Source organism: Pseudomonas sp. Root71 (genome assembly GCF_001429045.1).
GTDB lineage: Bacteria > Pseudomonadota > Gammaproteobacteria > Pseudomonadales > Pseudomonadaceae > Aquipseudomonas > Aquipseudomonas monachiensis.
Genome location: NZ_LMHY01000022.1, coordinates 328588 through 353836 on the forward strand (window position 1 = coordinate 328588; position 25249 = coordinate 353836).

Genomic DNA, 25249 nt, shown 5'->3' on the forward strand with positions numbered 1-25249 from the left:
ACCACTCTATTCCAGAGGTTTTGCATGACACTCAGTCCTTTTGCGGGTAAACCGGCACCGGCACAATTGTTGGTCGACATCCCGCGACTGGTAACGGCCTATTACACCGGCCAGCCTGATGCCGCGATTTCGACCCAGCGCGTTGCCTTCGGCACGTCCGGGCACCGGGGCAGCTCGTTCGACTTGAGTTTCAACGAATGGCACGTGCTGGCGATCAGTCAGGCGATCTGCCTGTACCGCGAAGCTCAAGGCATCGACGGCCCGCTGTTTGTCGGCATCGACACCCACGCGCTGTCCACGCCGGCCGGCGCCAGCGCCCTCGAAGTACTGGCGGCCAATGGCGTGACTGTAATGATCGCCGAAGGTGACGAGTACACGCCGACACCGGCCATTTCCCATGCGATTCTCTGCTACAACCGCGGACGCACCAGCGGCCTGGCCGACGGCATTGTCATCACGCCGTCCCACAACCCGCCGCAAAGCGGTGGCTATAAGTACAATCCAACCAACGGTGGCCCGGCCGATACCCACATCACCAAGTGGATCGAAGCCAAGGCCAACGAACTGCTGGCCAACAAGCTCGCTGGCGTCAAGCGCATCAGCTACGAGCAGGCACTGAAGGCCGGCACCACCCATCGCCACGATTACCTCAACACCTATGTCGCCGACCTGATCAACGTGATCGACTTCGACGCCATCCGCGACGCCAAGCTGCGCCTGGGTGTCGATCCGCTGGGTGGAGCAGGGGTGCGCTACTGGTCGGCGATTGCCGAGCATTACCGCCTGGACCTGGACGTGGTGAACAAAGAGGTCGACCCGACCTTCCGCTTCATGACTGTCGACTGGGATGGCCAGATCCGCATGGACCCATCGTCCAGCCACGCCATGCAAGGCCTGATCGGCCTGAAAGAACGCTTCGATGTGGCGTTTGCCTGCGATCCGGACCACGACCGCCATGGCATCGTCACCCCGTCCGGTGGCTTGCTGGCGCCGAACAACTACCTCGCCGTGGCCATCGACTACCTGTTCCAGAACCGTCCGCAATGGCGCGCCGATGCTGCAGTAGGTAAAACGGTGGTCAGCAGCGGCCTGATCGATCGCGTGGCCAAGCGCCTGGGTCGTCGCCTGTACGAAGTGCCGGTCGGTTTCAAATGGTTTGCCGATGGTCTGTTTGACGGTTCCCTGGGTTTCGGCGGTGAAGAAAGCGCCGGTGCCTCGTTCCTGCGCAAGGACGGCGGCGTCTGGAGCACCGACAAGGACGGTTTGATTCCGGCCTTGCTGGCCGCCGAGATGACCGCCCGCACCGGTCGCGACCCGAGCCGGGCGTACCGTGCCTTGACCGACGAACTGGGTGAGCCGTTCTCGGTACGGGTCGACGCCAAGGCCAATCCGGAGCAGAAGGCGCTGTTGAGCAAACTCTCGCCGCAACAGGTCACCTCGACCCAGCTGGCCGGCGAGCCGATCCAGAGCATCCTCAGCCACGCACCGGGCAATGACCAGGCCATTGGCGGCCTCAAGGTCATGACCGAGAACGGTTGGTTCGCGGCACGTCCGTCGGGCACGGAAGACATCTACAAGATCTACGCCGAAAGTTTTGTCAGCGACGACCACCTCAAGCAACTGGTGGCCGAGGCGCAAACGCTGGTCGATGGTGCCATTTCCGCGAAATAAACACACAACCCTGCAGCAACTAAAAAGGGGCGACCATTCACGGCCGCCCCTTTTTTTGTGCCGCCCGGCATTTACCGAATCAGGCCAGATCCACCAGAACAATCTCGCTGTCCTCGATGGCCGTCACCCGCAGCACTTGCTCATCGGCAACCGCTACACCGTCTCGAGCTTGTACACGCAAGCCATTGACTTCAATGATCCCGGTAGCCGGCACCAGGTACGCACGACGCCCCTTGTCCAGCGGGTATTCGGCAGACTCACCGGCCTTCAGATTGGCCGCTACCAGCCGGGCATCGGCGCGAATACGCAGGCTCTGGTCGTCGCCTTCCTTGCCGCTGGCCAGGGTGACAAAGCCTTCGCGGTCGCCTTTCGGGAACGGCTTGGCGCCCCAGGACGGCGCCAGGCCGGACTCGTTCGGGATGATCCAGATCTGGAAAATCCGGGTCGGCGTCGCTTCCAGGTTGTACTCGCTGTGGGCGATCCCGGTGCCGGCACTCATGACCTGGACGTCACCGGCTTCGGTGCGGCCCTTGTTGCCAAGGTTGTCCTGGTGGGTAATGGCGCCTTCGCGGACATAGGTGATGATTTCCATGTCGCGGTGCGAGTGTTGCGGGAAACCGGTGCCCGGGGCGATCACGTCGTCGTTCCAGACCCGCAGGTTGCCCCAGTTCATGCGCTTGGCATCGTAGTATTCGGCGAACGAAAAATGATGGTGGGCATCCAGCCAGCCGTGGTGAGCGCCGCCGAGGGAGTTGAAGGGTCTGAGTTCAAGCATGATCGTCTCCAGGAAAGGTTCGTCATGGGGCCAGGTGCCTGAGCCACGAAGCGAGACCGGTGAGTGATGACGGCCATCATCCAACAGGTAACAATCGATAAAAAGCGTAAAAAATGCAGCATTCCCATCGAATGGATTGATATAAAACGAGCTCGAAATTTTGTCATCCAGCTTTCACTTCATCGCATAAGCCAATGAGACATAAGCAATTGACTAGAACTCGACGGCAAATGCAGACACCATAGCGCCCAACAGCCTCACACCCTGGAGTCAGTCCGCGTGCCGCAACACACCCCAGATCTTCCGCCTGAACTTCGCCCCCTGGCCGAGATGCCGCTGATCAAGCGATTGCTCGCCCGATTCTTCGGCTACAGTCTGACCCGCCTGCACGCGCAGCATCGTGCGTCGTGGCTGCATGGCCAGGCCGACGGTTTTCGCAGCGGTCACAGCGCCGGGGTCGATTACGGCTACAAGGAAGGCAAGCTCGAAGGGCTGGAAGAGGGTCGGCAGGTCCTGCTGATCCGCGACTCGCGCTGCACTGAACACCGACCGCCGAATGTCGATGACCTGTTGTTCGACGATTGGCGCCTGCCGTTGAGCGCCGAGTTGAAGAAGCCCATGAAGGCCGATGTCGCCCGCTTGTTGCCGGCCCATGCCCAGCCCAGCGCCGCACAGTGGAAAATGATCTTCAGCGATACGCCGTCCACCTCGGTGATCGCGGGTGCCGGTGCTGGCAAATCGACCACGTTGGTGCTGCGAATCCTGCTGTTGACCCACTACCTGGGCTTTGAACTGAGTTCGATGACGGTGGTGACCTTCACCCGCGAGTCGCGCAAGGACTTCATCAACAAGCTGATCGAACTGTTTGCGCTCTGGGGCCGCGCGATCAGTTTCAAGGAGGCACGTGATCTGGTACGCACCTTTCACTCGCGGATCCTGCCGATGGTGCGCAGCCTTGCGGGTTTCGAGCGTTTGCAGGCTTTCGAGAACCTCAGCCTGCGGGCCGCACAGGGCGATGAGGAGGCCGACAGCAATCCGTTCGATCTGCGCATCAACGACGCTCAACGCCAACAGCTCAACGCCTGCTATCACCGCCTGCACAGTGTCGATGAGCGTTTTCGCGAGTTGATCAAGCCACTGTCCCGGCATGCCCTGCAACTCAAGGAACTGGAGCGCGATCACCCCGATGTGCAGAAACGCATGGGGGTTACCGAACTGGCGGCCAAACGCGATGAAGAACTGTGCGATGCCATCGAGGACCTGTGGTTTCGCGCCGGTGCCTGGCCGATCAAGGGCATTGAACCGAATCGCCAGTCGTTCGATATCAACGGTTCGACATTCCATTGCCACGGCCACATCCCGTCCCTGGATGCCTGGGTGGTGCTGGGGTTCGATCCTCGGGAAAACCCGCAGGTTACGCGACCGAACGCCAAGCTGACGGTGCGCGCAGAGTGGGCAGTAAAGCGCACCCTGTTTCAAGCTTTCTGTCGTAAGCCTTTGATATGGCTAGATAGTTACGAATCATCCAGACGTGTTCTGGCCTCGCTTGCCGGCGATGCCAGCGCCGGGCCGGGCTTCGATTACAAGGTCAAGGGCGAGCTCGCTTCCGCGCCGCTGCTCGATTGCTTTGTCGCCGCCGCCGGGTTCATCGAAAACCTCGGGCTGGATGTGCCGAGCGCGGTAGGCCAGATGAGTTTCGCCAAGGACGATCCCGACCGGTTCTTCTTCGAAGCCTTGAGCCTTTATTGGCGGGCGCTGGAAGATCACTTGCTGGATCAGAAGCCGCCGATCATGACCTACAACCGGATGTTCGCCCTGTTCAGCGAGCATTCGCCGGAGAACCTCAAGCTGCTCGGCGATGAGCTGCTGCGGCCGCTGTCGCACCTGATGATCGATGAATTCCAGGATGTCTCGCCGCAGATCGTCTCCTGGATCAGGGCCAGCCTGGCAGAGATCCGCAGTCGCGGGCCGGCCATGCACGTCGGGCGCGGCGCCCAGCGCTCCTCGCTGCTGTGTGTGGGCGATGACTGGCAGTCCATCTACGGGTGGCGCGGCAGTTCGCCGAGCTACTTCATGGAGTTCAACAAGGAGTTTCCGTCGCCGAGCACCACCAAGGTCATGCTCAGCGACAACTACCGCAGCCACCAACACATCATCGATGCCGCCGAGCACATCGTGCGTGCAGCACCGGCGATTGCCGGGAAGAAAGCCAAGGCCAGCGGCGAACCCAAGGCGTTGCTGCCGGTGAACGTCCACGATCGTGATGACCAAGGCATGGCCCAACGCCTGATGGAGCATTACCGAAAGGGCGATTCGATCTTGATGCTTTATCGAAAAAGCAGCGATAAGTTATTGATAGAAGAGCATATTCAGTCTGTAGTTAATGTTGATTCTAGCTTGCCGTATGAGGCTCGCAGGCTCAAGCAACTGACCTATCACAGTGCCAAGGGCCTCCAGGCCGATGCGGTGTTTTTGCTGGGCGATTGCCAGCACCTGACCAGCTCGCCTTACAAGAATCAGGTTTACCGCATGGCGGGCCTGGGCAAGGCAGGTGACAGCGAACCCTACGACAACGCCCAGAAGGACGAGATCCTGCGGCTGGCCTATGTAGGGATTACCCGCGCCGTCAGCCATTGCTACTGGTACGTTGACGCACAAGACACCCAGGCCGCGAACATGCCCAAGGCTTCCGACCGGATCGGCAAGGGCAAGGCGTTCTTTGTCGACCATCGGCAGGGCAAAGCTTCTACTTGAGCGATTGTTCACCCACAAAAAAGCCCACCTGACGTGGGCTTTTTTGTGGGTGTTCAGCCTTCAGGCATAACTTCTGAGGGCTTGTGGTGGTACGAAAGCTTCAAGTTCATCCTCCACCGCTTCGATTATTCGCTCTACATCCGCGGCATTCATGACGGTGGCGCACGGAATGCCGGCAATGGCGATCATGGTCTCGCCAGTGGCACGATCAAACAGACGGGCAATCATGCTGCCCGGCGCGTCCATGCTCGCCTCGAAACCCATGGGATGAAAATGCCAGCGCATCAGCTGGCAGGCGTTTGGAAACGTGACTTTGCTGAACCCTTTATTCATGTGTTGCCCACCTTCATTATCGAGCGCTTCCTTTAGCTCATGGTAGGAGGGAAGAACCTTCATTGGTTCAACCAGTGACAGGTTTTAAAAGTAGCATCCGGTTGTGAAAATATTGTGGATTTTTCAGGTCGTTTGGCGATTGCCAACGTTTTTTTTGATCCAGCTCACGCTTGTCGGCCATTTGCGGGCGCCTGCCATCATCGGTTAGTCGTTGAAGACAAAGCGCAAGTTGGGCAAGCTCGGTGTTTTTTCGTCGAGATGTTCAATGCACGCCGATGATGATGGCCCGCTGCAAACCCAGGCCACGGGCGATACGGTCATGCGCTATCACTTGCGCTGGAAGCACCGGGATCTGGACGGCGTCATGGCGCTTTATCACCCTGAGGTCCAGTACAACGATTTCTTCCAGAACAAGCTCATGGGCCTGGCTGAATTGCGCGAGTACGTACGCAGCAGCATGCCCCGGGACCCGGATGAGGCGCTGGAGCATTCCGACCGCATTCGACTGGACGGCAATACCGCGTTCATTCAGTACCGCATCACCCTGCGCGGCGGTGAAGGGTTGGTGTCGTTCCGCGCCAGCGAAGCGATCACCGTCAAGGACGGGCTGATCTGGCGGGTCAATGAATATGCTTCATTGGTGCATGAACAACCCGGCAGTAAAACGTCCGGCAACCATCGCCCGGCGGTCAGCCGGCTCGGCCTGTCGCCGCGCCAGTTGAGCTTCATGGCCGATGACCTGCAGCAGTATTTCCAGGGTCAACAGCCATATCTGGACCCGGAGCTCGATCTGCAACGGGTGGCGAAGGAGTGTGGCTACAGCCGCAACCAGATTTCCTACCTGTTGAACCAGGTGCTGGGCCAGAGCTTCTACCGCTACGTCAACCAGGCACGCCTGCAACATTTGCTTGCGGCGCTGGATGCCGCCACACCGCCAGTGCGCATCGATGAACTGGCCTTCGCTGCCGGATTCAATTCGCTGTCGGCGTTCTACAGCTGTTTCCGCCAGCATACCGGCCAGTCACCCAAGGCTTACGTCAAACAAATTTCTTTGCGTGCACGCGCGCAAGACAGCGCCTGAGCCCACGCACTAGGATCGACGCCATCGAAGTTTGAGTGGCGGAGTCTTGCATGCCGGCGTGGCGCACTATCAGTTTGTGGATGGACCAGCTCGACGAGCCGCTGTTGGCGCGTCCGGCGCTGGAGCGGGACCTGGATGTCGACGTCGCGATCATCGGCGCGGGCTACACCGGGCTCTGGACCGCGTACTACCTCAAGCAGCACAAACCAGACCTGAACATCGCCATTGTCGAAGCGCAAACCGCCGGTTTCGGCGCGTCGGGGCGCAATGGTGGCTGGCTGATGGGTAATTTGCTGGGGGAGGATCGCCTGCTGGCCAATCTCTCAGCCGAAGAACGACGTGCCTCCTACGATTTGCTGCACAGCATTCCGGATGAAGTGGAAATTGTCCTCGAACGAGAGGGGATCGACTGCGATTACCGTAAAGGCGGGGTGCTGTATTGCGCCGCACGCTATCCGGAGCAGGAGGCCAGCCTGCGTCATTACCTGGACGATCTCCACCGCCAGGGCCTCAACGACAGCCACTATCGCTGGTTGAGCCCGGAGCAACTGGCGCAACAGATCCGCGTCGCGAAACCTTACGGCGGCATCTACGCGCCGCACGTGGCGACCATCCACCCGGCCAGGCTGGTACGGGGGCTGGCCCGGGCGGTGGAGCGGCTGGGCGTCAGAATCTACGAAAACAGCCCGGTCACCCATTGGCAGTCCGGCAGCCTGCGCACGGCGAAAGCTTCGGTGCACAGTCGCTGGGTGGTGCCGGCGGTGGAAGGCTACTCCGTGACGCTGCCGCCATTGGGGCGTTACCAGATGCCGGTGCAGAGCCTGATTGTCGCGACCGAGCCATTGCCCGCGGCCACCTGGGACGAAATCGGCCTGAGTCGCGGCCAGGCGTTCAGCGAGGCCAGTCGCCAGGTCACCTACGGTCAACGCACCGCTGATAACCGACTGATTTTTGGCGCCCGTGGCGGCTACCAGTTCGCCGGCAAGCTGCGCCACGACTTCGACCTGACCGCTGACGAAATACAGCTGCGGCGCTACCTGTTCGGCGAACTGTTCCCGCAGTTGAAGAACGTGCAGATCACCCATTCCTGGGGCGGCAACCTGGGCATGTCCCGGCATTTCCAGCCGCACATGCTTTGCGACCGGGCCAACGGCATTGCCCTGTCTGGCGGTTATGGCGGGGAGGGCGTTGGCGCCAGCAACCTGGGGGGCCGCACGCTGGCTGACCTGATCCTGGGGCGCGACACCGAACTGGTGCGCCAGCCGTGGGTCATCCCCCAGCGCGGCCTCGACGCACTGCGGGCCTGGGAGCCGGAGCCAATCCGCTGGCTCGGCTACAACGCGATCATCCGCAGCTTTGTCCATGAAGACCAGACCCTGGCCAACCCGGCCACTGCGCCCTGGCGGCGCAAGCTGGCCAGCGGGGTCGCCGGTTTCATGGAAGGTTTCATGCACTAAACGCGCTTCTACATCGACAGGTATTCCCATGAGCATCACGCAGTTCAAGAACACCGCAACCCTGAAACTGGACGAATCCAATCCGGTCGCCGTGCCCCTGGGCACCACCGTGGCCGTGGCGTCGACCACCAGCGTCGAACGCGACGACGGCGTCGAGACCGGCGTCTGGGAGTGCACCCCGGGGCGCTGGCGGCGGCAGATCGTCGCCCAGGAATTCTGTCACTTCATCCAGGGCCGCTGCACCTTCACCCCGGACGGCGGCGAGCCCCTGCACATAGAAGCCGGCGACGCACTGATGTTGCCGGCCAACAGCCTGGGCATCTGGGACATCCAGCAAACCGTGCGCAAGACCTACGTGCTGATTTTTTGAGTTTTCAATTCTTTGAAATTTGAAAGCTGATCCTTTGATTGCCTGCCAACAAAAAAAACTACAGGAATCGACCCATGATCCGAAAGACACTGACCCTGGCCCCGCTGATGCTCGTGGCATCGATCAGCCAGGCCGCCGAAACCGTCAAGATCTACAACTGGTCGGATTACATCGCGCCAGACACCACGAAAAACTTCCAGAAAGAAACCGGCATCGACGTCACCTATGACGTCTATGACAGCAACGAAACCCTCGATGGCAAGTTGATGACCGGCAAATCCGGCTACGACGTGGTGTTCCCGTCCAACCACTTCATGGCCCGGCAGATTGAAGGCGGCGCGCTGAAGAAACTCGACAAGAGTCAGCTGCCGAACTGGAAGAACCTCAACCCTGTGTTGCTCAAGGCGTTGCAGACCAACGATCCGGGCAACGAGCATGGCTTCCCGTACCTGTGGGGCAGCACCGGCATCGGTTACAACATCGCCAAGGTCAAGGCCGTGCTGGGGGACAACGCCCCGGTGGACTCCTGGGACCTGATTTTCAAGCCCGAGAACATGCAGAAGTTGCAGAAGTGCGGGGTGGCCATCCTCGACAACGGTCCGGAGCTGCTACCGGCGGCGTTGAACTACCTCGGGCTGCCCCATCACAGCAAGAACCCGGAAGACTACAAGAAGGCCGAAGCCCTGCTGATGAAGGTGCGGCCGTATGTCAGCTACTTCCACTCGTCCAAGTACACCAGCGACCTGGCCAATGGCGATATCTGCGTCGCGGTCGGCTTCTCCGGTGACATCCTGCAGGCGGAGAACCGCGCCAGGGAAGCCAGGAATGGTATCGACATCGGCTATTCGATTCCCAAGGAGGGCGCCGCGATCTGGTTCGACATGGTTGCCATGCCGGTCGATGCCCCGGATGAAAAGGCCGGTTACGCCTTCATGAACTACCTGCTGCGCCCGGACGTCATGGCCGGCATCAGTAACCATGTGCATTACGCCAATGGCAATGAACAGGCCGACAGCCTCATCGACCCGGCCATCAAGAACGACACCAAGGTGTACCCAAGTCCGGAAATGATGGGCAAGCTGTTTGCCCTGGAAGCCATGCCGTTAAATATCGACCGGATTCGCACACGAGTGTGGAACAAGATTCGCACCGGCAGCTGAAACCTGGTCAGGCATTCGGGACAGGACGTCCCGTTGCCACCCTTATCAGCTGACCGGCTCGGCTGCGCAACTCATCTGGCCTGAGCCGGGTATCTGGAAAAACACGTCATCGCCGAGTTGCCAGAAGCTGTAGCTGCCTTTGTAGTCCTTGCCCGTGTACTGGGTTCCGGAATTGTTCGGCACCTGGTTCAAGGTCACCGAGGTGTTGGCCCATTTAAGGAGCACCACGCCCGGTTCGACCGTAAAGAAGGTCGCGGCAACCAATGCGTTAAACCCCGCGCAACGATAAGCCAACGGCCCTTCGGTGAGCCTGCTGGGGTCCTTGGTTCGCGCAATGGCCGAACCCTGGCGCAGTTGGAACGCACGCTCGGCATAACTTCGGATGACGCACGCCTTGTCTTGCGGCCCGCCACCACACTGGTTGCGTGACTCAATCCAGAATCGCTGATCAATCTCGACTTTATTCGGGCGCGGCACTGAATGGTCGTCAGAGAGTGCCAGGAGATAAAGGCGATTGAGTTCCAGATCCATGCTCGCCAGTTGGGCGTCATGACAGATAAGCCTTTCGGCGGAGGCCTGGGGATTGGCGCAATCGAAACTGGTTTTGTACGTTGGCAAGGGCCTTGGCTTTGGTTTTGCCTTTGTGGCGGCATCACACAGGCTCGCCGTCACGCACGTGCTGACGGCGAGCACAGAGGCCAGAAGTGGCATGACCATTTTCATTTCGGCGTCACCTGAGTCTTTGCGTGAAGCCCGTATTGCAACGCCTGTGTCGAAGCGCTGCACAGTCATTCGGTCGCACGGGGTCTATCGAGTGTAAAGCAGTGCTCGAAACCTGCCACATCGTGCCAGGAGAAACGTCAGTCTTCCTCACGAATCGTCGCCACTTCATCGGCCCTGACTTTCACCATCGCTCCGGAAATGTCCTCAAACTCAAAGAACCCGTCCTTGGTTTTGGTCTTCGGCATGTCCTTGGTCAGGTATTGAGTGCCGTTCTGCAGCGTCACCACCGTTGGCGTCGAGCAACCGGCCAGCGCCAGCAGGGCCGCTGCAGCCAGGGGCAAGCCCAATGTCTTGATGTCCATGATCACCTCCCGTTCGTTTAAAGCAGCGCCATCAGCCCGAGGCTGTCACTGCATCTGTATGGCGGTTGGTGCCGCCAGGGGGCAGAAAGTTCTACTGCCCGGGGAAAATTCCGTACAGCGCCGCCATTTATCCTTTTCCGATTGCGCCACGCGGCGTGGAACTGGTATCTGTATGCATAACCAGTACCCCTCGACATGGCCCATTTTCCAGTGACCGCAAATCCCCTCGACGACCCGTTCTACTACTTGAACAACTTCATGCAAGTGCTTGATTGGCTTGAGCAGCGCTTTGCCGATGTGCTGAGCGTCGACGAACTGCGTTTCATTAATCAGTTTAAGCGGTTGCCCCGTGAATCGCAGGCACTGCTGGTCAGAATGGTCATGCGCAAGGGCGTTCATTTCAGGGTGAGCAAACTGCATTACGAGGAAATCGGCGATACCGGCAGCGCCGTCGGGCCGCTGTTAGCGCTCGGTTGGGTCGATGAGCGAATGCCGTTGACGGTCGAAGCACTGTTCGAGGTGCTGCTCAAGGGTGAAATCCTCCAGGCCTTTGGCCCGGCAATCGATCAACCCAAAGGCAAGAAAGCCGATTGGTTGCCAGCGCTGTGCGAGCAGTTTCCCCAGGTAAAAAGCTTCAACGACTGGTGCCCGACCCTGGACGAGCGCCTGTTCAGCCTGACCATCATGCAATTGTGCGATCGCCTGCGCCTGATGTTTTTCGGCAACCTGTATCAGGACTGGTCGGAGTTCGTGCTGGCGGACCTCGGTATCTACACCTACGAAAAAGTCGAATTCTGCGCCGAGTCCCGTGGCTTGCGCAGCCGCGAAGACGTGGATGCCTGCGTCCTCCTGCACGCGTACCAGCAACAATTCGAAGCCGGTGAAGCGCTGGAAGAGGTGGCCGAGCGAATCAAGGGCCTGGCGCTGGATAATCCGTGGTTGCAACGCCGGCGCGGCAAGCTGTTGTTCCAGATGGCCCAGTACTGCGAACGCATCGCGGATTTCTCCATGGCCCTGAGCCTGTACCGCGAATGCGCTTATCCGGGTGCGCGGGCGCGGATCATTCGCGTGCTGGAACGCAGCGGTCAGTTTGAGCAGGCCATGGACCTGGCCGAGCAGGCCGAACAGGCACCGGAAAGCGCAGCCGAACTCCAGCAGCTGCTGCGTGTGCTGCCACGCCTGCGGCGCAAGCTCGGCGGGCCGCCCATCAAGCGGGCAGCGCCTCGGGCAATGCAGCGTCTGGACCTGCAATTGCCCAGGACAGACCCGGCGTTATCGGTGGAGTTCTACGTTCAGGCGCATCTGGGGCAAGAGTCGGCACCGGTGCACTATGTGGAAAACAGCCTGGTCAATTCACTGTTTGGCCTGCTGTGTTGGCCAGCGATCTTCGCGCCGTTGCCGGGGGCGTTTTTTCACCCATTCCAGCGCGGGCCGGTGGATCTGCTCAGCGAAGACTTCCAGGTCCGCCGGGCCGAACTGTTTCAGGCGTGCCTGGCCGAACTTGACGACGGGCGCTACCGGCAGACCATTCGCGAACGTTATGCCGCCAAGTGGGGCGTGCAGTCGCCGTTCGTGTTCTGGAGCGTGCTCAGCGAAGAGTTGCTGGAACAAGCCCTCGATTGCCTCCCGGCCGAGCACCTCAAGCACTGGTTCAACCGCCTCTTGCTGGACATCAAGGCCAATCGCGCCGGCATGCCGGACCTGATCCAGTTCTGGCCGCAGCAAAAGACCTACCGCATGATCGAAGTCAAAGGCCCGGGCGATCGCCTGCAGGACAACCAGTTGCGCTGGCTGGAATTCTGTCACGAACACCAGATGCCCATTGCCGTGTGCCATGTGCAATGGACGGAGCAGGGCGATTGAGCTACAGCATTGCGGTGCGGGCGCTGTGCGAGTTCACCGCCAAGGTCGGCGACCTCGACCTGCGCTTCACTCCGTCACCGACCGCACAGGAAGGTATCGTCGGTCACCGTACGGTGGCCTCCCGGCGCAGCGAGGGCTACCAAAGCGAAGTCGCCCTTGAGGGCCAGTATCAGACCTTGACGGTCAAGGGCAGGGCGGATGGCTATGACCCCGGGCAAAATTGCCTGGAAGAGGTCAAGACCTACCGCGGCGACTTGAGCAAGCAACCGGCCAACCACCGTCAATTGCATTGGGCCCAGGTGAAAATCTATGGCTGGTTGATGTGCCGGAAACTGGATCTGGCTCGGATCAATCTGGCTCTGGTGTACTTCGACATCGTCAGCGAAAAGGAAACCTGCCTGGTCGAGCCTTTCGACGCCATCGAGCTGCAACAATTCTTCGAGCGGCATTGCGCGCTGTTCCTGCAATGGGCCGAACAGGAAGTCGCCCATCGTGAAGGGCGCAATCTGGCCGCCCAGGGCCTGGCCTTTCCCCATGCCGGTTTTCGACCAGGGCAGCGCCATCTGGCCGAATCGGTGTTCAAGGCCGTCAGCACCGGGCGCTGCCTGATGGCCCAGGCGCCTACGGGCATCGGCAAGACCCTGGGCACCTTGTTCCCCATGCTCAAGGCCCTGGCGCCGCAGCAACTGGACAAGGTGTTCTTCCTCACGGCGAAAACCCCGGGACGGAAACTGGCCCTGGACGCCGCGCAAGTGATTCTTTCCAGCGCCAATGCGCCCCCATTGCGGGTGCTGGAGATCATCGCCCGGGACAAGGCTTGCGAGCACCCGGACAAAGCCTGCCACGGCGAGTCCTGCCCACTGGCCCGGGGTTTCTACGATCGCCTGCCCGCCGCACGGCAGGTGGCCAGTCAACTGAGCCTGTTGAACCAGAGCGCCTTGCGCGAGGTTGCCCTGGCGCACGATGTCTGCCCGTATTACCTGAGCCAGGAAATGGCGCGTTGGGCCGACGTGGTGGTTGCCGACTACAACTATTACTTCGATTTCAGCGCGTTGCTGTTCGGCCTGGCCCAGGCCAACAACTGGAAGGTCGCTGTGCTGGTCGACGAAGCCCATAACCTGGTGGAGCGGGGCCGGCAGATGTACAGCGCCAGCCTCGATCAGGCGACCTTCAACGGCGTGCGCAAAACCGCGCCCGACGTGCTGAAAAAACCGCTGCAGCGGGTCAACCGCGAGTGGAATGCCCTGCATAACGCACAAACCGGCGCCTATCAGGCCTATGACAAGGGGCCGGAAAAGCTCCTTCAGGCACTGTCATCGTGCAGCGCCAGCATCGGTGACTACCTCAACGATCACCCTCAGGGCCTGGACAGCGCACTGCAGGGGTTTTACTTCGACATGCTGCATTTTTGCCGGGTCGGCGAACTGTTCGATGAGCAGTTCCTGTTCGACATCAGCAAGCGCGACCTCGAGCGCCAGCGCAGCCTCTCGCAACTGTGCCTGCGCAATGTGGTCCCCGCCGGGTTCATCCGCCCGCGCCTGACCGCCGCGCGCAGCACGGTGCTGTTTTCCGCGACCCTCAGCCCCCGGCACTATTACGCCGATCTGCTGGGAACACCGGCGGACACCGTGTGCATCGATGTCGAGTCGCCGTTTCACGCCGATCAACTGCAGGTGCACATCGTCGACCAGATCTCCACGCGGTTCGTACATCGCCAGGCGTCTCTGGAACCAATCGTGGACTTGATCGCCAGGCAGTTCTGCGAGCGCCCCGGCAACTACCTGGCGTTTTTCAGCAGTTTCGATTATTTGCAGCAGGTGGCGCAGTTGCTGGCCGAGAAACATCCGCACATCAGTCTGTGGTCGCAGTCCCGAGGCATGGGCGAAGCGCAGCGCCAGCAGTTTCTCGAGCAGTTCCACGCCGACGGCCAGGGCGTCGGCTTTGCGGTACTGGGTGGGGCCTTCGGTGAAGGCATCGATTTGCCCGGCGGCCGGTTGATCGGCGCGTTTATCGCCACGCTGGGGCTGGCGCAGCTCAATCCGGTGAACGAGCAACTGAAACGACGCATGGCCGCGATTTTCGGTGCCGGTCATGACTACACCTATCTTTATCCTGGTGTGCAGAAGGTGGTGCAGGCTGCTGGGCGGGTGATCCGTACGCAACAGGATCAAGGGGTGGTGATGTTGATCGACGACCGTTTTGGCGAGAGCAAGGTCAGGCAGTTGCTGCCGCGTTGGTGGGCTTTCCAAAATCCCGGTATGACCCATACTCCAGTGAAACCATGAGGCGGAGGGATCAATGAGCGAAGATCGGACCAGGGTCAGTGCCATCGAAGACGGTCGTTTTCGGCTATTGATCGATGCGGTGATCGACTATGCGATCTACATGCTTGATCCGGACGGCATCGTTACCAGCTGGAACGCCGGCGCCAGGCGTTTCAAGGGCTATGAGGAGGCGGAAATCCTCGGCCAGCATTTCTCGCGTTTCTACACCGATGACGATCGCCGTGCGGGCTTGCCCCAGCGGGCACTGGACACGGCGATTCGTGAAGGGCGTTTCGAGGGGGAAGGCTGGCGGGTGCGCAAGGACGGCACGCACTTCTGGTCCCATGTGGTCATCGATCCGATCCTCGACCCGTCGGGCACATTGCTGGGTTTCGCCAAGATCACCCGGGACCTGACCGATCGCAAAATGGCCGAGGAAGTCCTCAAGCAAAGCGAGCAGCAGTTCCGCCTGCTGGTGCAGAGCGTTACCGACTACGCGATCTACATGCTTTCCCCGGACGGACGGGTGAGCAACTGGAACCCGGGCGCCCAGCGCATCAAGGGCTATTTGCCGGAAGAGGTCATTGGCCAGCATTTTTCGATGTTCTACACCCCGGAGGATCGCGATGCCTGCGAGCCACAACGGACACTGGACATCGCCGTTCGTGAAGGACGCTTTGAAAACAAGGGCTGGAGGGTGCGCAAGGACGGTACGCGGTTCCTCGCCCATGTGATTGTCGAACCGATCCGGGGTGACACCGGTACCTTGCTCGGTTTTGCCAAGATCACCCGGGACATCACTGAAGTCACCCAGGCGCAGCAGGCGCTCGAGCAAACCCGGGAGGCCCTGTTCCAGGCGCAGAAAATGCAGGCCATCGGTCAGCTCAGCGGCGGGATCGCCCACGACTTCAACAACCTGCTGACGGTGATCCTCGGCAATCTGGAAATCGTGCGCAAACGGGGGACGGACGATCCCAAAATAACCCGCCTGATCGACAACGCCACCCAAGGCGCCTTGCGCGGGGTTTCCCTGACCCAGCGCATGCTGGCGTTTGCCCGACGTCAGGAGCTCAAGTCGGAACCGGTGCGGATACCAGCCTTGGTGGACGGCATTTCCGGGCTCTTGCGTAGCTCCCTGGGGCCTTCGGTGAACATCGAAACATGTTTTCCCGAGGATCTTGAACCGGTGATGGCGGACGTCAATCAACTGGAACTGGCCGTGCTGAACCTGGCGACCAATGCCCGTGACGCCATGCCCCACGGCGGGACCATTACCTTCAGTGCCAGGACCGAGGAAGTACTCGACAACGGCACCTCATTCCTGGCCGCGGGGCGCTATGTCTGCCTGAACATTACCGATACCGGCGAGGGCATGGATGAAGCCACGCTGGCCTCGGCTATGGACCCGTTCTTTACCACCAAGGGCGTCGGCAAAGGCACGGGCCTGGGGTTGTCGATGGTTCACGGTTTCATTGAACAACTGGGCGGACGGTTCATCCTCAAGAGCCGCAAAGACCATGGTACGACCGCCGAACTCTGGTTGCCGGTCGCCACCCGTGGTGCGGCGGTGCAACCGGTCGCCGAAGCGGTGGCCGTGTCGGTGCCTGGCCTGTGTGTACTGGTCGTGGACGATGACAGCCTGGTGTTGACCAGCACCAGCCTGCTGCTAGAGGACCTTGGGCACCGGGTCATCAGTGCGGCTTGCGGTGCCAGGGCGCTGGAACTGTTCAGCAGTGAACCGGAGATTGACCTGGTCATAACCGACATGGCCATGCCACAGATGAGTGGTGCTCAACTGGCCAAGGCCATCAGTATCTTGCGACCGAGCGTGCCGATCATCCTCGCCACCGGTTATGCCGATCGGCTGGAAGGCTTTGCCGCGCGCCTGCCACGTTTGTCGAAACCCTATACCCAACTCCACCTGGTGGAAATCATTGCCCTGGCGATGAAGTGACACGGCGGTTGTGCCGCTCATAGCGGGCCAGCATCGGCTGGGTGCTGATGCCGTGGACCAGTATGCTCAGTGCCACCACCGACAGCGTCAGGTCGGCACACAAGGTTGCCACCGAAGGCAACAGATCGTGGTTCAAGGCGTAGAAAAGGTAGTAGAAACTCCCGATGCCGCGAATCCCGAACCAGCCGATCAACCAGCGCTGGGGGCCATTGAGCAACGAACCCCAAGGCATCAGCCAGACACTCAACGGGCGAATCACGGCGAACAGCACCAACGCGACCAGCAGCGCCCGCCAGTCCCAGTGCGCGATCAGCACAATACCGAGCAAGGTCACCAGAAACACTTCCATGGCCCGTTCCACCAGGCTGCCGAACGACAGCATGTCGCCCATCATGATCCCGGCGGCGACTTGCGTGTCTTGCAGGTGCTCCACATTGCCGAGCACGGCCGCCTCGGGTTCGACATGTTGATGACCGACCACCGCTTGAACCAGATGTTCGGCCGGTGTATGGGCACCGCCGCTGGTCTTGACCTCGGCCTGACGCAAGCCCAGGCCGGCGGCAAACACCGAGAGAAACCCGTAGCCGTCGATGGTTTCGGCTGCGACATACGCCAGTGCGATCAAGGCCAGGGCCAGGTAGTCATTGGGGGAGAACGTACTGTCGTCATTCTTGATGCGCATGACCAATGTCAGGTGACCAATGCCGCGTCCCATCCAGAAGCCGGTCAGCAGTCCGGCGGGCACGGCCCACAACAGACGCTTGAAGAACCAGTCATCCAGGCCGCTGCCGAAGCTGCCGTTTTGCTGCAAAAACAACAGTCCCAAAATCACGAACGGGAAAGCGATGCCGTCGTTCAGTCCTGCCTCGCCCGAGAGCCCGAACCGCACCGGGTCATCATCCTTGGCGTCATTGACCTGAACCAGAGAGGCCAGGACCGGATCGGTCGGCGCCAGTATCGCCCCGATCAGCAGCGACGGCCCCCACCCCAGTCCGAAAGCGAAATGCAGCAGCAGGCAGACACCGACAATGCTCAGCACCATCACCGGTCCCGCCAGGGTGAATGCCACTCGCCATTGGCGATCACGAAGCGGTGGTCGCAGCTTGAGCCCGCAGACAAACAATGAAAACAGCACCGCGACTTCCGTCAGGTGCTCGATCCAGAAGGCCGCCTCGTCGATATCCAGCCTGAGCAAACCCAGGCCCGCCGGCCCGATGGCGATGCCCAGGACCAGGCACACCGCTGAAGTGGTGACCGGCATCCAGCGCAGGTACGACGAGGTCAGTGCCAGGGTCAGTAACACCGCGCCCAACACCGCCACCCAGGCAACGAAACTCATGGCTCAGATCTCGAAACAACCGCCAGTGCAGGGCTATAGGCTGTTGAGCATTGGAGGGCTACGTCGGTTCAATTATTACCTGTAGGAGCGAGCCTGCTCCCACAGGGGACGTTATCAGCCCTTGAGATGGCGCAAGCTGCGCTCCATCCGCGATATGCCTTCTTCCAGCAACGACCGTGGGCAGCCGAAGTTCAGGCGCACGAATTGCTTGCAGTCATCGCCAAAGTCCAGGCCCGCGCTCAAACCGACCTTGGCCTGTTCGAGGAAGAACTGTTGCGGGTTGTCCAGCCCCAGTGCCGTGCAGTCGAGCCATGCCAGGTAGGTGCTTTGCGGCAGGTTCATGGTGATGCCCGGCAGGCGGGTGCGCACGGCCTCGGCGAGGAAATCGCGGTTGCCTTGCAGGTAGACCTTCAGCTCGGCCAGCCATGGCGCGGCTTCGCTGTAGGCGACGCGGGTGGCTTCCATGCCCAGCGGGTTGACGCTGTCGACCATGCCGCAACGGGCGTGGTTGACCTTCTCACGCAGGTGGCGGTCCTGGATGATCATGAACGAGGTCTTCAGGCCGGCGATGTTGTAGGCCTTGCTCGCCGACATCAGCGTGATGGTGCGCTGGGCGACTTGCGGGCTCAGGGTCGCCATCGGAATGTGCTGGCGGCCGTCGAAGCACAACTCGGCGTGGATCTCATCGGAAATGATCCAGGCACCGTGCTCAAGGCAAATGTCGGCAATGGCTTGCAGTTCTGCGCGGGGGAAGGCCTTGCCCAGCGGGTTATGCGGGTTGCTCAGCAGCAGCGCGCCACCGCCTTGCAGCGACTGGCTCAGGGTGTCCAGCGGCGTGGTATAGGTGCCGTCGGCTTGCGCATCGAAATTCAGTTCGACCTTGTTCAGGCCCCAATGCCCGGGCGCATGGCGCAGCGGAGGGTAGTTCGGCACCTGCACCACGACATTCTGTGGCGCCTGCACCAGTGCCTTGAGCGCCATGTTGAAACCGGACTCGACGCCCGGCAGGAAAATCAGCTCCTGGGGTTCTACGCGCCAGGCGTATTTGTTCCAGAGGTCGGCGACGATCGCCTCGCGCAGGTCATCCTGGGCCACGCTGTAGCCGACCATCGGGTGTTCCAGTCGTTTTTGCAGGGCCTGGATGATCACCGGCGGTGCGGCGAAGTCCATGTCGGCGACCCACATCGGCAACACGTCGGCCGGGTAGCGGCTCCACTTGGTACTGCCGGTGTGGTGGCGGTCGAACACCTGATCAAAATCGAAAGTCATGCGTAGTCTCATGAAAGCTGGGTTGGAATGCTGACCATGATAAACGCCAAGCCCTGTGGGAGCGAGCTTGCTCCCACAGGTTGTGTGCCTTAGCTCGCATCGGGGAATCGCCCGACGGTCGGCTGTCATGGTGATTTCGACAGCATTGACTAAAGTTCAAGTGTCGGCAGCCAGGCTGCCGCGACCGTGGTTGTTCAAAAAGGCCCGGCCATGTACCGGGTTCCACCTGATCAGGAGTGCACGATGGATCTCAGCCGTCGTCAGTTCTTCAAGGTCGCCGGTATCGGCCTTGCAGGCTCTAGCCTGGGCGCGTTGGGCATGGCCCCGACGGTTGCCTTTGCCGAACAGGTGCGTCACTTCAAGCTCGCCCACACCCATGAAACCCGCAACACCTGTCCGTATTGCTCGGTCGGTTGCGGCTTGATCATGTACAGCCAGGGCGATGCGGCGAAGAATGTCGCGCAAAACATCATCCACATCGAAGGTGACGCCGACCACCCGGTCAACCGCGGCACCCTGTGCCCCAAAGGCGCGGGCCTGCTGGACTTCATTCACAGCCCCGGTCGCCTGCAATACCCGCAGGTGCGCAAACCCGGCAGCACCGAATGGACCCGCATCTCCTGGGATGAAGCCCTCGATCGCATCGCCGACCTGATGAAGGCCGACCGCGACGCCAACTTCATCGAGAAGAACGCCCAGGGCCAAACGGTGAACCGCTGGCTGACCACCGGTTTCCTCGCGGCATCGGCGGCGTCCAACGAAGCCGGCTACATCACCCACAAAGTGGTGCGCAGTCTCGGCATGCTGGGGTTCGATAACCAGGCGCGTGTCTGACACGGCCCGACGGTGGCAAGTCTTGCCCCGACGTACGGCCGTGGTGCCATGACCAATACCTGGACCGATATCGCCAATGCGAACCTGGTCCTGGTGATGGGCGGCAACGCAGCAGAAGCGCATCCGTGCGGCTTCAAATGGGTGACCGAAGCCAAGGCGCACAACAAGGCGCGGCTGATCGTGGTCGACCCGCGTTTTACCCGGACCGCCTCGGTGGCCGACTATTACGCGCCGATCCGCACCGGCACCGACATTGCCTTCATGGGCGGGCTGATCAATTACCTGCTGACCGAGGACAAGATCCAGCACGAGTACGTGCGCAACTACACCGACGTGTCGTTCATCGTCAAAGCCGGCTATGGCTTCGAGGACGGGATTTTCAGCGGCTACGACGCGGCCAAGCGTCTCTACACCGACAAGTCCGGCTGGGGCTATGAACTTGGTGAAGACGGTTTTGCCAAGGTCGACCCGACCCTGCAGGACCCACGTTGCGTCTATCAATTGATGAAGCAGCATTACAGCCGCTACACCAGGGAGCTGGCGAGCCAGATCTGCGGCATGCCGGTCGACGCCATGCAGAAAATCTGGGAGGAGATCGCCACCTGCTCGACGCCGGGCAAGACCATGACCATCCTCTATGCCCTGGGCTGGACCCAGCACTCGACTGGCGCGCAGATGATTCGCAGCGCGGCGATGGTGCAACTGCTGCTGGGCAACGTCGGTATGCCGGGCGGCGGCGTGAATGCCTTGCGCGGGCATTCCAACATCCAGGGGCTGACGGACTTGGGCTTGTTGTCCAACTCATTGCCGGGCTACCTCACGCTGCCCGGCGATGCCGATCAGGATTACAACGCCTACATCGTCAAACGCACGCAAAAACCGTTGCGCCCGGTGCAACTGTCCTACTGGCAGAACTACGGCAAATTCCACGTCAGCCTGATGAAAGCCTGGTACGGCGCCAACGCCACGGCCGAGAACAACTGGGCCTACGACTACCTGCCGAAACTGGATATTCCCCAGTACGACATCCTCAAGGTGTTCGACCTGATGGGCCAGGGCAAGGTCAACGGCTACATGTGCCAGGGCTTCAATCCCATTGCCGCATTACCCGACAAGAACCGGGTGATGGTGGCATTGGCGAAGTTGAAGTGGCTGGTGGTGATGGATCCGCTGGCCACCGAGACCTCGGAGTTCTGGCATAAGGTCGGGCCGTACAATGACGTGAACAGCGCCGACATCCAGACCGAAGTCATTCGCCTGCCCACCACCTGTTTTGCCGAAGAGGACGGTTCGCTGGTCAACAGCAGCCGCTGGTTGCAATGGCACTGGAAGGGCGCGGATGGCCCCGGCGAAGCGCGCACCGACATCCGCATCATGAGCGAGCTGTTCCTGCGCCTGCGCCAGCGCTACCAGGCCAATGGCGGCAAATACCCCGATCCGATGCTCAAGTTGTCGTGGCCGTACAAGATCCCCGAGGAACCTTCGCCGGAAGAGCTGGCCAAGGAAATCAACGGCTCCGCCACTGCTGACTTCACCGACGCCACGGGCGCGGCGATCAAGGCCAATGCGCAACTGGCCGGGTTTGGCCAGCTCAAGGATGACGGCAGCACGGCGTCCGGCTGCTGGATTTTCTGTGGCAGCTGGACCGAACTGGGCAACCAGATGGCCCGCCGCGACAACAACGACCCATACGGCATGCACCAGCATCAAGGTTGGGCCTGGGCCTGGCCGGCCAACCGGCGGATTCTCTACAACCGCGCCTCGGCGGACCTGCAAGGCAAACCGTGGGATCCGAAAAAACGCCTGGTGTGGTGGAACGGCAAAACCTGGGGCGGCACCGATGTGCCGGACTACAAGGCCGACGTGCCGCCGGAAGCGGGGATGAATCCGTTCATCATGAACCCCGAGGGCGTGGCGCGATTCTTCGCCGTCGACAAGATGAACGAAGGCCCGTTCCCCGAACACTACGAGCCATTCGAGACGCCGATCGGCATCAACCCGCTGCACCCGCAAAACAAGAAAGCCACCAGCAACCCGGCGGCACGGATCTTCGATTCGGTGTGGGATTCCCTCGGCGTGGCCAAGGATTACCCGTACGCCGCCACCAGTTACCGGCTGACCGAGCATTTCCACTTCTGGAGCAAGCATTGCAAGCTCAACGCGATTACCCAACCGGAGCAATTCGTCGAGATCGGTGAAGTGCTGGCCAAGGAAAAAGGCATCGTCGCCGGCGACCGGGTGCGGGTCAGCAGCAAGCGCGGTTTCATCGAAGCGGTGGCGGTGGTGACCAAGCGGATTCGTCCGCTGCAGGTCAACAACCAGGTGGTGCACCAGATCGGCATTCCGTTGCACTGGGGCTTCACCGGCCTCACGCGCCACGGCTACCTGACCAACACCCTGGTGCCGTTCCTCGGCGATGGCAACACCCAGACCCCGGAATCCAAGTCATTCCTGGTCAACGTGGAGAAAGTCTAAATGGCCAGCCAAGACATCATCGCCCGTTCGGCCACCACCACAGTCCCGCCTTCGGTGCGCAACCAGGAGGAAGTCGCCAAGCTGATCGACACCACCAAATGCATCGGCTGCAAGGCCTGCCAGGTCGCCTGTTCGGAATGGAACGAACTGCGTGACGAAGTCGGTCACAACCATGGCACCTACGACAACCCGCAGGACCTCACCGCCGAAACCTGGACGTTGATGCGCTTCACCGAGCACGAGACCGACGCCGGTAACCTGGAATGGTTGATCCGCAAGGATGGCTGCATGCACTGCGCCGAACCCGGTTGCCTGGCGGCATGCCCCAGCCCGGGGGCGATCATCAAGCACGCCAATGGCATCGTCGATTTCGATCAGGATCATTGCATCGGTTGCGGCTATTGCATCACCGGGTGTCCGTTCAACATTCCACGGATCTCGCAAAAGGATCACAAGGCCTACAAATGCACCTTGTGCTCGGACCGGGTCGCGGTAGGGCTGGAACCGGCCTGCGTGAAAACCTGCCCGACCGGCGCCATCGTGTTCGGTACCAAGGACGACATGAAGGAACATGCGGCCGAGCGTATCGTCGACCTCAAGAGCCGGGGCTTTGAAAACGCCGGCCTGTACGACCCCGAAGGCGTCGGCGGTACCCACGTGATGTACGTGTTGCACCACGCCGATACGCCAAGGCTGTACGCCGGCTTGCCCGATCACCCGGCGATCAGTCCGTTGGTGGGGCTGTGGAAAGGCATCAGCAAACCCCTGGCGCTGCTGGCCATGGGCGCAGCGGTGGTGGCCGGGTTCTTCCACTACGTGCGTGTCGGCCCGCAGATCGTCGAAGAGGATGAACATCCGCAGCCGCCGGACACCGCCGTGCATGAAGTCGACCCGTCGGTGCACACCTTCGATCCCCGTGGGGAGGGCAGGCCATGAGCAACAAGACGATCCTGCGCTACACCAGCAACCAGCGCACCAATCACTGGCTGGTGGCGATTCTGTTCCTCATGGCCGGGCTGTCCGGGCTGGCGCTGTTCCACCCGGCGCTGTTCTGGCTGAGCAACCTGTTCGGCGGCGGGCCATGGACACGTATCCTGCACCCGTTCATGGGCATACTGATGTTCGTGCTGTTCCTCGCACTGGTGTTGCGCTTCTGGCGCGCCAACTACTTCATCGCCAATGATCGCCTATGGCTAAGGCGCATCGACCGGGTGATGAAAAATGAGGAGGAGGGCGTCCCGCCCATCGGCAAATACAACCCCGGGCAGAAGCTGCTGTTCTGGACTTTACTGCTGTGCATGCTGGTGCTGTTGTTCAGCGGGCTGGTGATCTGGCGTGCGTACTTCAGCGAGTATTTCGGCATCACCGCGATACGCTGGGCGATGTTGCTGCATGCGCTGGCCGGTTTTGTGCTGATCCTGAGCATCATCGTGCACATCTATGCTGGCATCTGGATCAAGGGCTCGGTCAGCGCCATGTTGCACGGCAGGGTCAGCCGCGACTGGGCCAGGAAACACCACGAACTCTGGTATCGCCAAGTGACTCAAGATGAGACCCGCGACGAAGCGCCCGAGCGACCGATCACTAAAAAGGGCTGACCTTTGCCAACCATCCTGGAACCTGGAGAAATCGAAGCGGCGGCCAGTTCGCCGCCGTTTCTGTACATGCCACCGCCCAACCTGTTCAACCTGCGTGCCCAGCGCCTGGAAATGCTGGCCAAAGGGCACCCGCTGGCCGACTACCTGCGCCTGATCGCCGGGTTGTGCCGGGTGCAGCAACAGGTACTGGACGACCCGCCCTCAAGCGAACCCCTCGACCGACAACGCATCGAGTTGTGCCAGCAACATGGCTTGCCGCCGTTCGCGGCCGATAGCCTGGCGCGCGAAGACGATTGGCAGCTTTACCTCGATGCCTTGTTGCAGCGCTATAACGCACCGCCACAATCCGCGGTGGCCGATGCCGTGGACAGCTTGCGCCTGGCCGGTGCCGGGCAGCGTCGTGCCTGGGCGGTGGCACTGGTCAGCGGCCAGTATTCGCTGGTGCCGGCCGCGCTGGTGCCGTTTCTCGGTGCGGCGCTGCAAACGGCCTGGAGCCACTGGCTGTTGAGTACGCCAAACCTCTCGCTGACCGCCGGCGACAGCCTCAGCCAGTGCCCGGCCTGTGGCTCGCCGGCCATGGCCGGGGTCATCCGCCATCGCGGCAAGCACAACGGTTTGCGTTACCTGGTCTGTTCGCTGTGCGCCTGCGAGTGGCATGTGGTGCGGGTCAAGTGCGTGTATTGCGAGCAGAGCAAGGGCCTGGAATACCTCAGCCTTGAAGATGATCGCCATGCCGCCAACCAGGCGCCGTTGCGCGCCGAAGTCTGCCCTGGTTGCAACAGCTATCTGAAGTTGCTTTATCTGGAGAACGATGCGCACGCCGAAGCGTTGTCGGCCGACCTGTCCAGCCTGATGCTCGACATGCGCCTGGCCCAGGACGGTTATCAGCGTCTGGCACCCAATCTGTTGCTGGCGCCGGGAGACGAGTAACCGCAGCGTCTACACTCTGGCGCGAGGGTCATTCGTT

Annotated in this window: 19 protein-coding genes; 13 read left to right on the forward strand and 6 right to left on the reverse strand. The window is 61.0% G+C overall.

Annotated features, from left to right (window positions below; genetic code table 11):
• Nucleotides 1-24 precede the first annotated feature (24 nt).
• A complete protein-coding gene (gene pgm / locus ASD95_RS15345) occupies nucleotides 25-1671 on the forward strand; it encodes a phosphoglucomutase (alpha-D-glucose-1,6-bisphosphate-dependent) (protein WP_056724759.1) in 1647 nt (548 codons plus the stop codon).
• A gap of 79 nt (nucleotides 1672-1750) precedes the next feature.
• Here pgm and ASD95_RS15350 read toward each other — a convergent pair whose 3' ends face one another.
• The gene (locus ASD95_RS15350) at nucleotides 1751-2446 is read right to left on the reverse strand and encodes a pirin family protein (RefSeq protein WP_056724761.1); all 696 of its coding nucleotides are present in this window, start codon (nucleotides 2444-2446) and stop codon (nucleotides 1751-1753) included.
• Between the two features lie 279 nt (nucleotides 2447-2725).
• Here ASD95_RS15350 and ASD95_RS15355 point away from each other — a divergent pair, with 279 nt between their 5' ends.
• Nucleotides 2726-5200 carry a UvrD-helicase domain-containing protein gene (locus tag ASD95_RS15355; RefSeq protein ID WP_056724763.1) on the forward strand — a complete coding sequence of 825 codons (2475 nt, stop codon included), beginning with the start codon at nucleotides 2726-2728 and terminating at the stop codon, nucleotides 5198-5200.
• A 60-nt stretch (nucleotides 5201-5260) separates the two neighbouring features.
• Here the strand turns inward: ASD95_RS15355 and ASD95_RS15360 are convergent, their stop codons facing one another.
• Nucleotides 5261-5533 (reverse strand): DUF1652 domain-containing protein, encoded by a 273-nt coding sequence (locus tag ASD95_RS15360; RefSeq protein ID WP_008050083.1) that lies wholly within the window; start codon nucleotides 5531-5533, stop codon nucleotides 5261-5263.
• 265 nt (nucleotides 5534-5798) lie between these two features.
• On the opposite strand from ASD95_RS15360, the gene ASD95_RS15365 reads away from it, so the two are divergent.
• From ASD95_RS15365 to ASD95_RS15380, 4 genes are all read left to right on the forward strand, one after another.
• Complete coding sequence (locus tag ASD95_RS15365) at nucleotides 5799-6614, forward strand: helix-turn-helix domain-containing protein (protein WP_056724765.1); 816 nt, start codon at nucleotides 5799-5801, stop codon at nucleotides 6612-6614.
• A 50-nt stretch (nucleotides 6615-6664) separates the two neighbouring features.
• Complete coding sequence (locus ASD95_RS15370) at nucleotides 6665-8071, forward strand: NAD(P)/FAD-dependent oxidoreductase (RefSeq protein ID WP_056724767.1); 1407 nt, start codon at nucleotides 6665-6667, stop codon at nucleotides 8069-8071.
• A 28-nt stretch (nucleotides 8072-8099) separates the two neighbouring features.
• Complete coding sequence (locus ASD95_RS15375; protein ID WP_056724769.1) at nucleotides 8100-8441, forward strand: cupin domain-containing protein; 342 nt, start codon at nucleotides 8100-8102, stop codon at nucleotides 8439-8441.
• Between the two features lie 74 nt (nucleotides 8442-8515).
• Nucleotides 8516-9601: a polyamine ABC transporter substrate-binding protein gene (locus tag ASD95_RS15380; RefSeq protein WP_056724771.1), complete on the forward strand. Its 1086-nt coding sequence runs from the start codon at nucleotides 8516-8518 to the stop codon at nucleotides 9599-9601.
• A 45-nt stretch (nucleotides 9602-9646) separates the two neighbouring features.
• Here ASD95_RS15380 and ASD95_RS15385 read toward each other — a convergent pair whose 3' ends face one another.
• Nucleotides 9647-10324 carry an MliC family protein gene (locus ASD95_RS15385; RefSeq protein ID WP_056724773.1) on the reverse strand — a complete coding sequence of 226 codons (678 nt, stop codon included), beginning with the start codon at nucleotides 10322-10324 and terminating at the stop codon, nucleotides 9647-9649.
• A 137-nt stretch (nucleotides 10325-10461) separates the two neighbouring features.
• Nucleotides 10462-10686, reverse strand: coding sequence for a YgdI/YgdR family lipoprotein (locus ASD95_RS15390; RefSeq protein WP_056724775.1), 225 nt, complete (start codon nucleotides 10684-10686; stop codon nucleotides 10462-10464).
• Between the two features lie 195 nt (nucleotides 10687-10881).
• Between ASD95_RS15390 and ASD95_RS15395 the strand changes: the two genes are divergently transcribed.
• The 3 genes from ASD95_RS15395 to ASD95_RS15405 are packed head-to-tail and all read left to right on the forward strand — an operon-like array spanning nucleotide 10882 to nucleotide 16767.
• Nucleotides 10882-12549 carry a VRR-NUC domain-containing protein gene (locus ASD95_RS15395; protein WP_056724777.1) on the forward strand — a complete coding sequence of 556 codons (1668 nt, stop codon included), beginning with the start codon at nucleotides 10882-10884 and terminating at the stop codon, nucleotides 12547-12549.
• Entirely contained in the window at nucleotides 12546-14834 is a 2289-nt protein-coding gene (locus ASD95_RS15400) for an ATP-dependent DNA helicase (RefSeq protein ID WP_056724779.1), read from the forward strand. The genes ASD95_RS15395 and ASD95_RS15400 overlap by 4 nt, the downstream gene beginning before the upstream one ends.
• A gap of 13 nt (nucleotides 14835-14847) precedes the next feature.
• Nucleotides 14848-16767: a hybrid sensor histidine kinase/response regulator gene (locus tag ASD95_RS15405; RefSeq protein WP_056724782.1), complete on the forward strand. Its 1920-nt coding sequence runs from the start codon at nucleotides 14848-14850 to the stop codon at nucleotides 16765-16767.
• Here ASD95_RS15405 and ASD95_RS15410 read toward each other — a convergent pair.
• Together ASD95_RS15410 and ASD95_RS15415 are read right to left on the reverse strand one after the other, a co-directional pair.
• On the reverse strand, nucleotides 16745-18106 hold the full coding sequence (locus ASD95_RS15410; protein WP_056724784.1) for a cation:proton antiporter: 1362 nt from the start codon (nucleotides 18104-18106) through the stop codon (nucleotides 16745-16747). The two genes, ASD95_RS15405 and ASD95_RS15410, sit on opposite strands and share 23 nt — an antisense overlap.
• A 114-nt stretch (nucleotides 18107-18220) precedes the next feature.
• The gene (locus ASD95_RS15415) at nucleotides 18221-19375 is read right to left on the reverse strand and encodes a MalY/PatB family protein (RefSeq protein ID WP_056724786.1); all 1155 of its coding nucleotides are present in this window, start codon (nucleotides 19373-19375) and stop codon (nucleotides 18221-18223) included.
• Nucleotides 19376-19618: 243 nt separating this feature from the next.
• Between ASD95_RS15415 and fdnG the strand changes: the two genes are divergently transcribed.
• From fdnG to fdhE, 4 genes are read left to right on the forward strand one after another with little or no spacing between them, the layout of a single operon-like run.
• A complete protein-coding gene (gene fdnG, locus ASD95_RS15425; protein ID WP_156385769.1) occupies nucleotides 19619-22684 on the forward strand; it encodes a formate dehydrogenase-N subunit alpha in 3066 nt (1021 codons plus the stop codon).
• The gene (gene fdxH, locus ASD95_RS15430; RefSeq protein WP_056724791.1) at nucleotides 22685-23620 is read left to right on the forward strand and encodes a formate dehydrogenase subunit beta; all 936 of its coding nucleotides are present in this window, start codon (nucleotides 22685-22687) and stop codon (nucleotides 23618-23620) included.
• A complete protein-coding gene (locus ASD95_RS15435) occupies nucleotides 23617-24282 on the forward strand; it encodes a formate dehydrogenase subunit gamma (RefSeq protein ID WP_056724793.1) in 666 nt (221 codons plus the stop codon). Before fdxH ends, ASD95_RS15435 begins: the two co-directional genes overlap by 4 nt.
• Nucleotides 24283-24285: 3 nt before the next feature.
• Entirely contained in the window at nucleotides 24286-25212 is a 927-nt protein-coding gene (fdhE, locus tag ASD95_RS15440) for a formate dehydrogenase accessory protein FdhE (RefSeq protein WP_056724795.1), read from the forward strand.
• The last annotated feature ends 37 nt before the right edge of the window (nucleotides 25213-25249 follow it).

Bases quoted from the DNA above. Each gene is read 5' to 3' on its own strand.
- ASD95_RS15395 (WP_056724777.1), top strand. From the start codon at position 10,882: ATGGCCCATTTTCCAGTGACCGCAAATCCCCTCGACGACCCGTTCTAC.
- ASD95_RS15390 (WP_056724775.1), bottom strand. From the start codon at position 10,686: ATGGACATCAAGACATTGGGCTTGCCCCTGGCTGCAGCGGCCCTGCTG.
- ASD95_RS15435 (WP_056724793.1), top strand. From the start codon at position 23,617: ATGAGCAACAAGACGATCCTGCGCTACACCAGCAACCAGCGCACCAAT.
- ASD95_RS15385 (WP_056724773.1), bottom strand. From the start codon at position 10,324: ATGAAAATGGTCATGCCACTTCTGGCCTCTGTGCTCGCCGTCAGCACG.
- ASD95_RS15360 (WP_008050083.1), bottom strand. From the start codon at position 5,533: ATGAATAAAGGGTTCAGCAAAGTCACGTTTCCAAACGCCTGCCAGCTG.
- ASD95_RS15380 (WP_056724771.1), top strand. From the start codon at position 8,516: ATGATCCGAAAGACACTGACCCTGGCCCCGCTGATGCTCGTGGCATCG.
- ASD95_RS15365 (WP_056724765.1), top strand. From the start codon at position 5,799: ATGCACGCCGATGATGATGGCCCGCTGCAAACCCAGGCCACGGGCGAT.
- pgm (WP_056724759.1), top strand. From the start codon at position 25: ATGACACTCAGTCCTTTTGCGGGTAAACCGGCACCGGCACAATTGTTG.
- ASD95_RS15370 (WP_056724767.1), top strand. From the start codon at position 6,665: ATGCCGGCGTGGCGCACTATCAGTTTGTGGATGGACCAGCTCGACGAG.
- fdxH (WP_056724791.1), top strand. From the start codon at position 22,685: ATGGCCAGCCAAGACATCATCGCCCGTTCGGCCACCACCACAGTCCCG.
- ASD95_RS15405 (WP_056724782.1), top strand. From the start codon at position 14,848: ATGAGCGAAGATCGGACCAGGGTCAGTGCCATCGAAGACGGTCGTTTT.
- ASD95_RS15375 (WP_056724769.1), top strand. From the start codon at position 8,100: ATGAGCATCACGCAGTTCAAGAACACCGCAACCCTGAAACTGGACGAA.
- ASD95_RS15415 (WP_056724786.1), bottom strand. From the start codon at position 19,375: ATGACTTTCGATTTTGATCAGGTGTTCGACCGCCACCACACCGGCAGT.
- ASD95_RS15350 (WP_056724761.1), bottom strand. From the start codon at position 2,446: ATGCTTGAACTCAGACCCTTCAACTCCCTCGGCGGCGCTCACCACGGC.
- ASD95_RS15410 (WP_056724784.1), bottom strand. From the start codon at position 18,106: ATGAGTTTCGTTGCCTGGGTGGCGGTGTTGGGCGCGGTGTTACTGACC.